General features: G+C 44.7%; 12 protein-coding genes. 9 read left to right on the top strand and 3 right to left on the bottom strand.

Features of this window, described 5'->3' with window-relative positions; genetic code table 11:
• Positions 1 to 119 precede the first annotated feature (119 nt).
• Positions 120 to 740, top strand: a complete 621-nt coding sequence (locus ACQKC9_RS10200) for an N-acetyltransferase family protein (protein ID WP_427621684.1) — start codon at positions 120 to 122, stop codon at positions 738 to 740.
• Positions 741 to 751: 11 nt separating this feature from the next.
• On the opposite strand, the gene ACQKC9_RS10195 is transcribed toward ACQKC9_RS10200, so the two are convergent.
• The 3 genes from ACQKC9_RS10195 to ampD all read right to left on the bottom strand — a co-directional run bounded on the left by ACQKC9_RS10195 (position 752) and on the right by ampD (position 3,797).
• Positions 752 to 1,375: a hypothetical protein gene (locus ACQKC9_RS10195; RefSeq protein ID WP_427621683.1), complete on the bottom strand. Its 624-nt coding sequence runs from the start codon at positions 1,373 to 1,375 to the stop codon at positions 752 to 754.
• Between the two features lie 129 nt (positions 1,376 to 1,504).
• A complete protein-coding gene (murJ, locus tag ACQKC9_RS10190; protein WP_427621682.1) occupies positions 1,505 to 3,055 on the bottom strand; it encodes a murein biosynthesis integral membrane protein MurJ in 1,551 nt (516 codons plus the stop codon).
• Positions 3,056 to 3,167: 112 nt separating this feature from the next.
• Entirely contained in the window at positions 3,168 to 3,797 is a 630-nt protein-coding gene (gene ampD / locus ACQKC9_RS10185; RefSeq protein ID WP_427621681.1) for a 1,6-anhydro-N-acetylmuramyl-L-alanine amidase AmpD, read from the bottom strand.
• Between the two features lie 151 nt (positions 3,798 to 3,948).
• Here ampD and ACQKC9_RS10180 point away from each other — a divergent pair, with 151 nt between their 5' ends.
• From ACQKC9_RS10180 to ACQKC9_RS10145, 8 genes are all read left to right on the top strand, one after another.
• Entirely contained in the window at positions 3,949 to 6,111 is a 2,163-nt protein-coding gene (locus tag ACQKC9_RS10180; RefSeq protein WP_427621680.1) for a DUF4105 domain-containing protein, read from the top strand.
• Positions 6,112 to 6,236: 125 nt separating this feature from the next.
• Positions 6,237 to 7,076, top strand: coding sequence for an SDR family oxidoreductase (locus ACQKC9_RS10175; protein ID WP_427621679.1), 840 nt, complete (start codon positions 6,237 to 6,239; stop codon positions 7,074 to 7,076).
• An 80-nt stretch (positions 7,077 to 7,156) separates the two neighbouring features.
• Entirely contained in the window at positions 7,157 to 8,191 is a 1,035-nt protein-coding gene (locus ACQKC9_RS10170) for a hypothetical protein (RefSeq protein WP_427621678.1), read from the top strand.
• A gap of 62 nt (positions 8,192 to 8,253) precedes the next feature.
• A complete protein-coding gene (gene pyrE / locus ACQKC9_RS10165; protein ID WP_427621677.1) occupies positions 8,254 to 8,970 on the top strand; it encodes an orotate phosphoribosyltransferase in 717 nt (238 codons plus the stop codon).
• Between the two features lie 237 nt (positions 8,971 to 9,207).
• Positions 9,208 to 10,179, top strand: a complete 972-nt coding sequence (gene gshB / locus ACQKC9_RS10160; RefSeq protein WP_427621676.1) for a glutathione synthase — start codon at positions 9,208 to 9,210, stop codon at positions 10,177 to 10,179.
• Between the two features lie 296 nt (positions 10,180 to 10,475).
• Positions 10,476 to 11,561 (top strand): undecaprenyldiphospho-muramoylpentapeptide beta-N-acetylglucosaminyltransferase, encoded by a 1,086-nt coding sequence (gene murG / locus ACQKC9_RS10155; protein WP_427621675.1) that lies wholly within the window; start codon positions 10,476 to 10,478, stop codon positions 11,559 to 11,561.
• A 66-nt stretch (positions 11,562 to 11,627) separates the two neighbouring features.
• A complete protein-coding gene (gene murC, locus ACQKC9_RS10150) occupies positions 11,628 to 13,067 on the top strand; it encodes a UDP-N-acetylmuramate--L-alanine ligase (protein ID WP_101205772.1) in 1,440 nt (479 codons plus the stop codon).
• Between the two features lie 23 nt (positions 13,068 to 13,090).
• The gene (locus tag ACQKC9_RS10145; protein WP_427621674.1) at positions 13,091 to 14,083 is read left to right on the top strand and encodes a D-alanine--D-alanine ligase; all 993 of its coding nucleotides are present in this window, start codon (positions 13,091 to 13,093) and stop codon (positions 14,081 to 14,083) included.
• Positions 14,084 to 14,218 lie beyond the last annotated feature (135 nt).

Here is a 14,218-nt window from a genome sequence, read left to right as displayed (position 1 = left end):
CCACACTAACATCCTATAGTCTACGTGTAATGCAAGTATGGCGCATAGGGTGGCTATTCTTTATTGCCAATGATGCTAATACCAAACCTAACAACAATCTCGACAACGATGGAGATCTTATGTCTGCTGCTGCCTTAAATACTATACCAACCGAACTATCGACATATCAGCTCACCGATCAGTTCGTTGTGCAGCGTGCAAATAAAGAAGATTTAGCAGAAGTCTTAGCCATTTATAATCAAAGCATACCGGGCAAACAAGCAACAGCCAATCTTGCATTGGTTACGCTAGAAGAGCGTGCCGCTTGGTTTGAAGAGCATTTGGATAGTGCAACCAGACCGATATATGTGGTCAAGGCATTACCATCAAATAATATAGATCAAACAAAGGCACCGATAGTCGCATGGGGCAGCTTTAGTGATTTGTACGCACGTACTGCCTATCATATCAGTACCGAGATTAGCATTTATCTAAATCAAGATTATCAAGGCAAAGGGTTAGGCAGTTTGCTGACCCGTTGGATGTTGACGCAAGCACCAAGCCTAGGTATTCGAAATATTATCGCCCTTGTCTTTGCTCATAACCATCCAAGCTTAGGATTATTTCGTAAGCTTGGCTTTGAACAATGGGGCTATATGCCAGAAGTTTGCGATATGGAAGGGTTTATCGCTGATGTTGTGATGCTTGGCAAAGCAGTCACATCAGACGATATCTCAGATAAAGCGTCTGAAACAATTTAACTTAAGATGCTCTAACCCAAAATCTTCCATTGACCTTCTATCTTCTGTAGCTGGTAGGTCAGTGGTGCAGGTTCGCTCTGTCCATTTAGCATCAGCTCGCCAGTGATGGTGGCACGAGTTTTGTCATCATTATATTTGGTATCAGTAATCGTAACGCCATCCACCGTTTGCTGAAACGCAGACTGGGTATTGGCAAGCTCTTCTTCAAAGTTTGCCATATCAACTTGGTAATATGACGCCGCATCCTTCACGTCACCGTAATATAAGCTGTTTAAGGCTTGCTTGACAGTATCCTCTGGAGTACCGGCTTGAGTCGGATTGGTCACTAGGCTTTTTTGTTTGGCCGCATCAGTAACTGGATTAATATTGTCACTATCAATCGCTGTCTTATCTTCAGGGCCATCTGTAATTTCGCCTGTTTCGCTACCACTTTCAGCAATCTCTGCTTGGTCAGTCGTATCATTGTCTAATGTGACGTCTTCTGAGGTATCAACGGTCGCTGCTACATCCTCATTATCGGTAGCAGTTTCAGCCGACTCATTATTGCTACAGCCGCTAATAAGTAATCCAGTGCTTAGTACACCAGTTGCTAGCAAAATTGGTAAGCGCTGGAAGATTGGCTGTTTCGTTGTCATATTAAACCTCAAATGTCATTTATTCATTAGTGATCTATTATGACAATTATTAGCAGCGAGCATTGTCATTTCTCATAACAGGCTTGTTTTGGTTTCGTAAGCCTGCCATACGTTTGCTTATGCTTTATCCTAGCCGTGCTTTAGCTGACGAGGACGGAACCCAGTTGCTAGCAATACCACACCGTAAACTAGCGCTCCGACGGCACACATAATAATCAGCGCGACGATACGCTGCCACTGAGCCTCATCGGTAGGGAAGTAAGGGAGCATAAAATACAGCACGCCAATCATAGAGCCAGTCGAGATAGCAAATTGTGTAAACAGCTTTTTCCAATGCGGACCAAAACGGAAAATATCACGCTTGTGTAGAAAGTAATATAGCAAGCCTGCGTTTACAAAAGCCGCGCCAGTCGTAGCCAATGCCAGACCACCATGTAGCGGTATCTCTAAGAAGTAAAATATCCCGATAAAAATAACACTAAAAATCATATTAGCGATGACAGAGATGATGCCGATTTTGACAGGGGTTCTGGTATCTTGACGCGCAAAGAATGCAGGAGCAAAGATCTTAATAAGCATAAATCCTAAGATACCACCTGCCATACTACGTAAGGCAAGTGAGCTCATCTGAGCATCACGTAAGGTAAACTCACCACGTAAAAATAGTGCTTGCATTAATACATCTGCCAGTACAAATAGGGCAGCCGAAGCAGGCACACCGACTAAGATAATAAGACGTGCTGCCCAGTCGATGGTTTTTTTGAAACTGACGTCGTCTTTTTGAGCTTCACTTTTTGATAGGCTTGGTAATATGACGGTACCAATTGCCACACCAATCAGACCCAATGGTAGCTCGCTCATACGTTCAGCTGCATAGAGCCAAGAGACTGAACCGCCAATCATTAATGAGGCAAAGATAGTATTCAGTAGTAAATTTATCTGAGTGACAGAGACACCAAAGATAGCAGGTAGCATCAATTTTAAAATTCGACGAACACCTTCGTGCTGAAAATCAATCTTTGGTGCGACAAGCAGCTTTTGTTGCCAGAGCTGCGGTAGTTGAATCAAAAACTGTAGCAAACCTGCGATAGCAACGGCATAGCCGAGTGCCATAATAGGCGTATCAAACATCGGCGCAAAAATAAGTGCGCCACCAATCATACATAGGTTCAATAACACTGGTGCAAAAGCGGGTGCTGCAAAACGACCGTAGCTTTGCAAAATGCCACTGGCAAACGCTGTCATAGAGATGAATAGCAAATACGGAAAGGTAAGACGCAGTAACTCAGCGGTAATGGCAAACTTATCAGGTTGATCGGCAAACCCAGGGGCAAACAACGTCACCACCCAAGGTGCGATTAAGATAACCATCACTGTCAGCATCGATAATACTAGCAATAATGCACCCGAGGTACGACTGACCAAAATCTGCACTTGTTGTAAGCTGTACTTTTCTTTGTATTCAGACAGTACCGGCACGAAAGCTTGGCTAAACGCACCTTCTGCAAACAATCGTCGTAAGAAGTTTGGGATTTTGAAGGCGACCAAAAAGGCATCCATCAAACCACCTGCACCAAAAACCCCTAGCAATACAACATCACGTACCAAACCTAAAATACGCGATAACATGGTCATACTGCTGACCACCATGGTTGAACGAAATAACCGACTTTTTGCCATGAGAACCTATCTTGCTAAGTTGTATATTGAGTTATGTGCTGATGTGATATGGATGAAAAACTGACGAATTATATCACTTTCACCATTGAGATAAATGGATTGAGTGTGGAAATCACTTATGCGAGGGTGTATCGTTTTTCGCTGCCTTAGCAACTAACTGTCGCAACCTTGCCCATTCAAAATACTCACCAGGGTCAGTCTTACGCCCAGGCGCGATATCGCTATGGCCTGTCAAGTGGCGACGTGTTTTGGGATAAGCCTTATAGATGGCGGCAATTACTTCGGCTAGCTTCTCATATTGAGCATAGGTGAAGGACACAAAATCCGACCCTTCAAGCTCGATGCCAATGCTATAATCATTACATTCAGGTCGACCCAAGTAGCTAGATCGCCCAGCATGCCACGCCCGTTCATTGAAATTGACAAACTGAGTGATAGCGCCATCACGTTCGATAAACAAATGCGCTGACACTTCTGCACCTTTAATCGTTTGAAAGTAAGGATGGTCATCCCAGTCTAATTGATTGGTAAATAATGCTTTTACATAATGTGTGCCATTAGTGTCGCAGGCACCAAATTCATTCGGTGGTAGGCTGATATTGTGTACGACAATAGCGTTAATACTTAAACCTTTTGGCCTTACATTGTAATTGGGTGAGGCCAGCCAAGTAGCTGCTGATAGTAGACCATCTTTGATAGTCATTGGCGACGTAGATGATGAGTTTGGCAATGATGCAGACATAATGCTCTCTTTTTATACTAGTATTGATAATGGTGTGATAGACAATCTATCTAAGTAGCTAAACGATAGTGGGCGATGTGTTTAATTTTTTGACCCAGCAACTTTAATAACGCTGATAGCGTATGAATAATAACGTGCGAGATTTTACCTCATGTCTATAAAACTGACGTCCATACCTATCGATTGTACGCTAATGACCATTGGCCTGCGAGCACGTCTACCATTGGCTATAGCAGGGTTGCTACTCTCGGCTCAAACACAGGCATTTTTACCAACGCCGCTGTCCGTCCTTGAATCAGATGCATTGTCACCTGACGTATCTAGCACATCACCTACTAGCACAGCACCTACTTATTCTAATTCGGATGTATTAGCTGAGTCGGATAATATTAATAGTGCTGAACCTAATATTAAAAATAGTACTTTATCTGAACCAAGTTTAGCGACAGACCAACTGCTATCGACATGGCGTCAACAAGTAAAAGCAGACAAGTTGGCACAGCATACAACATGGCGACGCTTGTTGTATTTTTACGATGATAAAAACAGTGTATTGGGTAAAAAGAAAACCGAGAGTTTGGTTGACGACCCGAGCTTTTTTTTAAGTAAAAATGGTCAACGGGATTCAGGGGCAGAGTTGGACGCGATGCTCGCGGCACTTGCACAAGATTTGGTGTCATCATCAGCAACTGATCGCAATCAAGCAAAAACTGATACCAATAATAATTCTGTCTTGTGCCGTTTTCCAGCGCGAGTGGCATGGCTAGCAGAGGTGCTAGCGATCGATGCTGCAAGTCTATCTGCTGACTGTCCAGAATTGGATCAATGGATGTCGACATTAGCGCCTGAGCAGCTATCTATTATGTTTGCGCAGGAGTACTTGGACAATCCGCTCTCTGCGTTTGCTCATACGCTGTTACGCATTGACTCAAAAGCGAGCATCGCCAATCCAAATAAAATCGATAAGGCTTATGCGCTGAATTATACGGTAGACGGTGATCCAAACGACAGTTTCCCGATCTATGCTACTAAGTCAATGATTGGTAGTTACAACAGCGCTATCGAAATTGATCCTTATCCAGAGATGCTAGCGAAATACCTGCAAGATGATGAACGTGATACGTGGACATATCAGTTGAGTCTGAGGCCAGCGGAAGTTCAGCAGATTATGCGCCACGTTTGGGAAACCAAAGAATTAAAGATGCCGTATTACTTTACCACGGACAATTGTGCTTCTGAGATTCTACGTCTTATTGATGTGGTCCATCCGCAGCAAAACCTACTGAGCCAATTATCTTACGCAGTCGTGCCTTCTGATGTGATTCAACTATTAAATGATGAGCAGTTGCTGGCAAGTTCCACTTATACACCTGCTGATAATACCTTACGTCAAAATCAGCTCAATGAGAAAAAACAACAGCGCGCGCAGTTGGGCTATCATAATAGTGCCAAACAAACCGTGAATGAGATCAAGTCTGCGCAGCTTAACCCTGTATCGAGCATGTCAGATGATGGGCAAACACTACTCAAGCGTCAAATCGACGTATCGGATAATAATCCGATAGACAGGCATCCGCTAAAGTTGGGCACGATAGGTATAGGGCAGCGTGGCGACGATGACTATATGGATATTGGGTTTCGAGCGGGGTTTCATGATACGCTTGACCACGCCTCAGGGTATCCACAGTTTTTTAATTTAGAAGGGCTGGCTGCGACATTACGACTGTATGAAACAGATGACAGTAAGCCCAAACAGCCAGACAGTGTGGTCTTGCAAAATATCACTTTGATTCGTGGCCGTTCTTTTAACCCTGTCAATGCTGCCAAAAAAGGCAATACTTGGGGTGCCAGTATCGAGGCGACGCGAGTAAACGATGGATCGCAAGAGGCAGGTACGGATCATTTGGTCGGTAGCGTGGGTTACGAGAAAGGTTGGTCATGGGCATTTGGTACACCAGTTGCAGGTACTGGTGAGATGCCGCCGCAACTGTGCTATACGTTTTTGGCAGGTACAGGGCAAGTAGGACGCGGTATCAACAAAGGCTTTCGTCTAGGCGCAGGTATCAATGCAGGCTGCCGTTATCAGATTAACAATCAGTTACGCGCGCAAGCTGAATTGCAAGTGCCATATTGGTATCATGGCAACAGCGATGAAACCAACGTCCGTGGTCATTATTGGCAACCAATCTCAAGCTTAGGGCTGCAATACGACATTGATAAAAAACAAGCACTACGTATCAATGCCAATTACGAATGGCAAGAACGTATCGATGCCAAGGATGATATACAGCTATCGTACAGACGATACTTTTAGTCACTGATTTAGATATTGGTTTAGACACTGAGTTTGCCGTTGATTTAGGCAATGATTTAAACAAAATGGCTTTTAAGCGCTGTCATGGTTGTATAAATGAAGTTGTATAAAGGAAAACATGCTTTATGAGTACGCGAAATTTATTAATTATCGGACAAGGTGATATCGGCCTACCAGTGACCAATAAACTTGCCCAAGATGGCTATTGTGTGACTGGGCTGGCTCGTAGTGAGCGCCACCATTATGATTTGATAGATAGTGCAGATTTTTTGCAGGCTGATGCGTTGACGCTAACGACTGAGCAACTGCAAGCGTTTACTCATATTGCAATTATCGTCACCCCTGACGAGTATTCGACCAGCGGTTATCACAACAGTTATCTAGCGATTAGTCAGCATTTAGCAACGCTTGCTTCACAGCTTACCAAACTTGAGCGTGTGGTATTCATTTCTTCTACTGGTGTCTATGGTCAGGACAATGGTGAGTGGATTGATGAGCATACTTCACCTGTCACACCTGCACGCGCCGCGTCAAAGGTCATATTGCAAGCAGAGCAATCGCTGCAACAGGGTTTTGGTGATAAAGCTATTATTATTCGCCCTAGTGGTATCTATGGGCGCGAGCGCTTAATGCGACTACGCAAGGCTCGTGAGCCAAATAAAGATCCAGTGCCAGCGGAGCATTGGAGCAACCGTATTATGGATCGCGACTTGGTCAATATCATCGCCAAAGTTTTGACGATAAAAGCACCAAAGTCTGTCTATCTAGCGACGGACTATCGACCTGTTACTACGTTTGAGCTAGGGGTTTGGCTTAGTGAGCAGGTTGGTGAGACACCTCCTACTATTGATAATACAAAAACCTCAGTGACAGGAAAACGCTTGCACAGCAACATTCCGTTAGCTTGGCTTGATTATGCTGACTGGCAGACAGGTTACCGAGATATTTTAAATCATCAAGAGTAAGCCTTTAGAGTTAAGCGCTAAAGAGTAAGATAGCCCTTGGTGTAATCGTTCTTATTTGTTTTCTAATCTATGGAGATTTCATGTCCCAGCCTTCTACTTCTGATGACCGTTTGTCTCATGCTCATCTGGCAACAGAGGGCGGGCAGCTGGCAGAAGGTCATGTCCAAAAAAAGGTTGAGCAATCGTCTATATTAGCTGATTCACAGCAACCTGCGATCGTACATCCTAATTTTGATCCCAAACAATCTCCTCTTGACCCTGCCAGACCATTGAGTGATATACCTGAGCCTGCTCGTCGCCTAAATGGTCAACTGCGTAGGCTCTACGGTAACTCGACTCGGTTCTATCAGCCCAATGCAGGTAGCTTATCGAAATGGTCGCTGATTGCTTCAGAGGCATTGGCTGAGCATTTATCATTTCTGAATGCGGCACAGCTTATTGAATTGCCGGATAGCTTTTATCAGAATCACAGTGAGCAGCCACTAATATCGACATTATCGGATATAACATTGTTAGATATGTCGGATATTCAACAGGCGATTCGGGCTTATCCAAAACTGAACCGTTATGGGTTCTTGCCTACCGATAGCGCTACAGGAGTTGAGTCAAACAACGATTCAGATAATGACTCAAATAATGACAGCAGGGCTCAAAATTCTGCATTATCTATGCGCGCATTGACCAAACGTTATAATCCTGATGAGCTACTCAATAGTCTGTATGCTGACGATTGGCAAGTGATACTACAGCCGCAGCAGTTTGAAACAGGCGAGGGTAGTTTGGCCACGGATATTATGGCATGTAGCGTGGCTGTCCATGCGCTAAAGCAATGTAGTACCCGTAAGAGTATCAATCATAGTTATAGCGCCGCAGAAATCTGCCAGCATGTGCGTAGCTATTTGCTCAGTCAGATCGTTTGTGAGCCGTCACAGCGTCACGCATATCGTCAGATTCGACTGTTTGCTGGCCATATTATTGTTGCCGCTTATCATTTGGGTTGGGAGATACAAGTCCGAGCAGATGGACAGAGCTATTTTAATATCTCGTCGCGTAGTGGTTTGCTGACTCGCTATGCCAATATGCAGGATTATGAGATCAATGGTTGGTCAAGCTGATCAATAATGCGTACAATAATGCAAATTTTTTGCCCCCTCTTTTTGCTGATAGGAATGTCATAATGTCTCATGTAACACGCCCTCAAGACCCTACGTTTTCATCTCATCAATTTATTCAGCTGGCTCTAGACAACCAAGTGCTAAAGTTTGGTGAGTTTGTCCTAAAGTCTGGTCGTATCAGTCCATACTTTTTTAATGCAGGCTTGCTTGCGACTGGTGAGATGTTGTCGTTACTAGCACGTGGTTACGCAGATGCCTTGGCTGAACAAATGAGTACGGCAAATAACGGCGATAATGAGCAAGAGCTGGTCATCTTTGGTGCGGCTTATAAAGGTATTCCTTTTGTCGCAGCGACGGCGCAAGCGTTATGGCTACATCATGGCATTAATGCTAAGTGGGGGTATAATCGTAAAGAAGCCAAAACTCATGGTGAAGGCGGAAATTTGGTCGGTGCTGACGTAACTGGCAAGGCCGTTTGGGTGCTTGACGACGTCATCACAGCGGGTACAGCCATGCGCGAAGTGGTCGAGATTTTAGAGCAAGCAGGCGCAAGCGTTGCTGGTATTCTCGTCGCACTTGATCGTAAAGAAAAAGGTCAAGCTGAGCATTCTGCTATCCAAGAGCTTGCCGCGACGCTAGAAGTGCCCGTACGTGCATTGGTCGATATTGATGATTTAATCAGTTATTTGGCCGATGACCATGGTGCACAAAACGGCCAGCATAAAGACGCGACCCAGTTAGCCAAAATGCAACACTACCGTGAGCAGTACGGCGTATAGTTGGGCACTGATGTTGTTTAGGGCGTGTCCTCAATTCAATCGATAGTTATTTAAATGGGTTAAAAATGGCTAAATCTTGCCAAATGGCGTCAAATAGCTGACTAATATCTCGATATTATCTGCGCTATTTTCCTTGTTTGACTTCGACTTATCTCATTTTTATCACCATTTTTAAAATGAGGACACGCCTTAATAATTTTTTTTCATATCAACAATATAACGTAAGTGAGTCTTATCATGAGCCAACAAAAACAAGAAAAGTCGCTAAAAATACTCGTTATTATGGATCCTATCGAGCGGGTCAATTATAAAAAAGACACCAGTCTCGCTATGATGTGGGCCGCTCAAGACCGTGGCCATCAGCTCGGTTATTGTCAGATCCATGATTTGTGGTTGGACCGTGGTCAGTTGATGGTTGATACGCAGCCACTGACAGTAAAGCGTGATCCTGCAGATTTCTATACATTGGGTAATAAAAGCACAGGGCCAGTCGGCGACTATGACGTGATTTTGATGCGCAAAGATCCACCGTTTGATATGCGCTTTATTTATGCCACTTATATGCTTGACCATGCCAAAGCAGCAGGCGTGCTCGTGGTCAATGATCCACAAGCGATTCGCGACTGTAATGAGAAGCTATTTGCGACGTGGTTTAGCGATTATATGAGCCCAACGATTGTGACCAGCAAACAAGCACACATTCGTAAGTTCATCGCTGAACAACAGGACGTCATCGTCAAGCCACTAGATGGTATGGGCGGCACTGGCATCTTCCGTTTGACTGCTGATAGTCCAAACATCGGAGTGACGTTAGAAATACTGACTGAGCTTGAGACTTTGCCCATCATGGCGCAGCGTTATTTGCCAGAGATTAAAGAAGGCGATAAGCGCGTATTGATCGTCGATGGAGTCGTGGTAGATTATAGTTTGGCTCGTATTCCAACCAAAGGCGAGACCCGTGGTAATCTAGCAGCTGGTGGTAGTGGTGTTGCTATGCCATTGACTGATATCGAACGCCAAGTAGCAGAAGTTGTGGCGCCAATTGTCAAAGAAAAAGGCCTAATGTTCGTTGGTCTAGACTTGATCGGTGGACATATCACTGAGATTAACGTTACTAGCCCAACATGCGTACGTGAGATTGATGATCAATGCGGTACAGATATCGCGACCGACTTTATTATGGCAATTGAGAATAAATTTACTGCGTAGCTTTAGCTATGTACAGGAACGTTTTGAGTTCAGGAGTATTTTGACTACGTAAAACCCATATTTTGAGGTATTGTTAGTCATTGATTTTTCTTACTGTTTATTAGTATTACACGACGCCAAGCTATGACCGATCATGGCTTGGATTTTTGTTATTTTTGCTGCATAAAGTACTGTATATAAGACAATGATTTCCTCTATACTATGCGGGCTTTGGCTAGGTCATTGTTTTTCATAATTGCCACTGCAGCAGTGAGATAAACCCTTCATATAAATAAAGTAAAGATAGGCAGGCGTTCATGAAAACACCGCATATATTGATGATGGCAGCTGGTACGGGCGGGCATGTTTTTCCAGCGCTTGCAGTGAGCGACGAGTTGACCCAGCGCGGTGCGGTGATTCATTGGTTGGGAACGCCAAACGGTATGGAAAACGGTTTGGTTGAGCCGACAGGTTATCCTTTTCATGCTATTAATATGCAAGGGCTTCGTGGCAAAGGCGTTGGTCGATTATTGAAGCTACCAATGACTCTGCTATCCGCGACGATGGCTGCCGTAAAAGTGATACGTAGTAATCAGATTGATGTGGTCGTTGGGTTCGGTGGTTATGTCACTGCACCTGGCGGTATCGCTGCGCGTATGACTAATACGCCATTGATCATCCATGAGCAGAATGCTATTGCTGGCATGAGTAACCGCTACTTATCTAAACTGTCGACCAAAACGTTACAAGCGTTTGAGAATACCTTTGCTAATAGTCAGCAAGATGCCAAGCTTGAGACAGTGGGCAATCCTGTGCGTAACGCCATTACTGGTGTCGCAGAGCCAACGGTACGCTACGATGTAAATGACAGTTCACCACTTAAGCTGTTGGTAGTCGGCGGTTCACTTGGTGCTCAGGTATTAAATGATACAGTACCAAAAGCATTAGCATTACTAGATCAGCCATTTGAAGTCCTACACCAGTGCGGACGCAACAATGAAGCAGCCACGCAAGCGGCTTATAGCGAACAAGAATTAAACAACCATCAGTTTACTGTACAGCCCTTTATCAATGACATGGCTGCAGCTTATAACTGGGCAGATATCATCGTTTGCCGCGCAGGTGCGTTGACCGTGACCGAGATTCAAAACGTTGGCATCCCCGCTATTTTTGTACCACTACCGCATGCAGTGGATGATCATCAGACGGCCAATGCGCGCACGCTGACCTCACATGATGCTGCAATTCTATTGCCGCAGCCAGAGCTAACTGCCAAGAGTCTAAGTGACGAGCTTGGCGCACTCAATCGAGAGAAGTGCTTGGCAATGGCTAAAAAAGGCCATGCATTGGCCAACCGTAGTGCGAGTAAGCAAGTTGCTGACATCATTTGGCAAGCGCTATAGTCTGTCATCTATACCCCTTATTTGAATTTACTAAGTTTTATTGACCTTTAATAAAGAGAGATCCTTATGCCTACCTCTGCGAAAGCTCTACCTAAGCGTTTGATTGAAATACCAGAAATGCGCCGCATTCAGCATTTGCATTTCATCGGTATTGGTGGCTCAGGCATGTGCGGTATCGCTGAGGTGATGAACAATCAAGGCTATCAGGTCAGTGGTTCTGATATCGCAGAAAGCTTGGTGACTAAGCGTTTACAGCAGATTGGCATCGAGATATCGATTGGCCATGACTCTAAAAACATTGCCAATGCCGATGTTATCGTTGTCTCATCAGCGATTGATCGTAGCAATCCTGAGGTAAAAGCAGCACTTGAAGCTCGTCTGCCAGTGGTACGCCGCGCCGATATGCTTGGTGAATTAATGCGCTATCGTCATGGTATCGCAGTTGCTGGCGCGCATGGTAAAACGACAACGACCAGTTTGCTAACCACAATGATGGCAGAAGGACAGCTAGATCCTACCTATGTCATCGGCGGTAAGTTAAATGCGTCAGGCAAAAATGCGGCATTAGGTAGCAGCCGTTTCTTGGTAGCAGAGGCTGATGAGTCTGATGCATCGTTCTTGTCATTGCATCCGATGGCCGCGATTGTGACCAACATCGACCAAGACCATATGGAAACCTACGAAAACAGCTTTGATAAATTAAAAGCCGCCTATATCCAGTTTCTACAAAACATGCCGTTCTACGGTTTGGCAGTGGTCTGCGGTGACGATCCTGAGCTATATGCAATGATTGATGATATCGGTCGTCCAGTATTGACCTTTGGTCTTGAGCCGTTCAATGACGTACAAGCTGTAGACTTGGTAACGGAAGGAACTAAAACTCATTTTACCGTACTGCGCCGTGACCGTGAGCCATTACGCCTAACGTTAAATATTCCTGGTACACATAACGTTTATAACGCGCTTGCTGCCATCACGATGGCAACCGATGAAGGCGTCGATGATGCAGCGATTGAGCGTGCCTTGCAAAAATTTGAAGGCGTGGGCCGTCGTTTTGAACAGCATGCCTCTGTCGATATCGATGATGGCAATGTCTTATTGATTGATGATTATGGTCATCACCCAAAAGAAGTCGATGCGACCATCAAAGCTGCTCGCCAAAGCTTCCCTGATCGTCGTTTAGTGATGCTATTTCAGCCGCATCGTTATAGCCGTACCCGTGATTGCTATGACGATTTTGTAGAAGTGCTATCGAGCGTTGATGAGCTATTATTATTAGATGTTTATTCAGCAGGGGAGAGTCCGATTACGGGCGCTGATACCAAGTCATTAGCGCGCAGTATCCGTTTGCGCGGTGAAGTTGAACCGACTATTATTGATAAAGACAATCTAGCCCCTGTTATGCAGCGTTTGCTAAAAGCCAACGACATGCTGATTACCCAAGGTGCTGGTAATGTTGGGCAAATTGCTATCGATTTGGCTGCCAATAACCTTTATATTAAGTAAGCTAAAATTTAGGGACGATCCTCATGACAACTGATAATAAAGACAATAATAGCACTCAAAATGCAGCTATCAACGATACATCTTTAGACACGACGACTCATACAAAAGACGCCAGTCAGTTTGGCAAAGTAGCCGTTATTTATGGTGGCAGTAGCAATGAGCGCAGCGTGTCTTTGGACAGTGGTGCGGCAGTATTGCAAGCGCTTCAAAACCAAGGCGTTGATGCCACTCATTTTGATCCAAAGCACCAAGACATCACTGAACTACGCAAATATGACCGCGTGTTTAATGTGTTGCATGGTCGTGGCGGTGAAGATGGTTTGCTGCAAGGCGTATTACAGTGGTTTGATATACCGCAAACTGGTTCAGGGATTCTAGCTTCTGCACTAGGTATGGACAAAGTACGTACCAAGCAATTGTGGCAAGGTTGCGGCCTTTCAACTGCACCATTTTCGTTATTGACGGCTGATACTGACTGGCAGCAAGTGGTTAACATGCTGGGTTTGCCACTTATCATTAAGCCAGTTCATGAAGGTTCAAGCATTGGCATGACCAAGGTCAATCATCTTGATGAATTGCCTGCTGCTTATGCAACTGCAGTGGAATGTGGTGATGCGGTGATGGCTGAGCGCTGGATTACAGGTCGTGAATTTACGATTGTGATTATCGATGATGAAGCCTATCCAGTTATTCGTCTTGAGCCTGCCGACATTACTAACTTCTATGATTTTGAAGCCAAGTATAATCGTAACGATACCAGTTACTACATTCCTTGTGGATTGAGCACGGCTGATGAAAAGCACCTGCAAGATTTAAGCCTTGCAGCATTTCGTGCAGTAGATGCAAAAGGCTGGGGGCGTATTGACGCTATGCAAGACGAAGCAGGCAATTTTTGGTTGCTTGAAATTAATACTGTACCAGGTATGACCAGTCACAGTTTGGTTCCAATGGCGGCCAAAGCTCGCGGACTAGATTTTGACGCGCTATGCTGGCATATTTTGGCACAAACGCTGTAACTGTCAAATCAACTAAACTGAGCAGATAGTGACGACTCTTTGTGTCACTAGAGCTGCTATACCACAGCTTCGTGTAAACTTGTGTAAATTCGCTGCTGCTAGTTGGTGTTTGGCTATTGTTTAACCATAAAATAC

Source organism: Psychrobacter sp. NPDC078409 (assembly GCF_050268505.1).
Taxonomy (GTDB): Bacteria; Pseudomonadota; Gammaproteobacteria; order Pseudomonadales; family Moraxellaceae; genus Psychrobacter.
Note: the sequence above shows the minus strand (reverse complement) of the source record. Positions and strands in the feature narration are given on the sequence as shown.

Coding starts and splice junctions, on each gene's coding strand:
- ACQKC9_RS10200 (WP_427621684.1), top strand. CDS start 120: ATGTCTGCTGCTGCCTTAAATACTATACCAACCGAACTATCGACATAT.
- ACQKC9_RS10195 (WP_427621683.1), bottom strand. CDS start 1,375: ATGACAACGAAACAGCCAATCTTCCAGCGCTTACCAATTTTGCTAGCA.
- murJ (WP_427621682.1), bottom strand. CDS start 3,055: ATGGCAAAAAGTCGGTTATTTCGTTCAACCATGGTGGTCAGCAGTATG.
- ampD (WP_427621681.1), bottom strand. CDS start 3,797: ATGTCTGCATCATTGCCAAACTCATCATCTACGTCGCCAATGACTATC.
- ACQKC9_RS10180 (WP_427621680.1), top strand. CDS start 3,949: ATGTCTATAAAACTGACGTCCATACCTATCGATTGTACGCTAATGACC.
- ACQKC9_RS10175 (WP_427621679.1), top strand. CDS start 6,237: ATGAGTACGCGAAATTTATTAATTATCGGACAAGGTGATATCGGCCTA.
- ACQKC9_RS10170 (WP_427621678.1), top strand. CDS start 7,157: ATGTCCCAGCCTTCTACTTCTGATGACCGTTTGTCTCATGCTCATCTG.
- pyrE (WP_427621677.1), top strand. CDS start 8,254: ATGTCTCATGTAACACGCCCTCAAGACCCTACGTTTTCATCTCATCAA.
- gshB (WP_427621676.1), top strand. CDS start 9,208: ATGAGCCAACAAAAACAAGAAAAGTCGCTAAAAATACTCGTTATTATG.
- murG (WP_427621675.1), top strand. CDS start 10,476: ATGAAAACACCGCATATATTGATGATGGCAGCTGGTACGGGCGGGCAT.
- murC (WP_101205772.1), top strand. CDS start 11,628: ATGCCTACCTCTGCGAAAGCTCTACCTAAGCGTTTGATTGAAATACCA.
- ACQKC9_RS10145 (WP_427621674.1), top strand. CDS start 13,091: ATGACAACTGATAATAAAGACAATAATAGCACTCAAAATGCAGCTATC.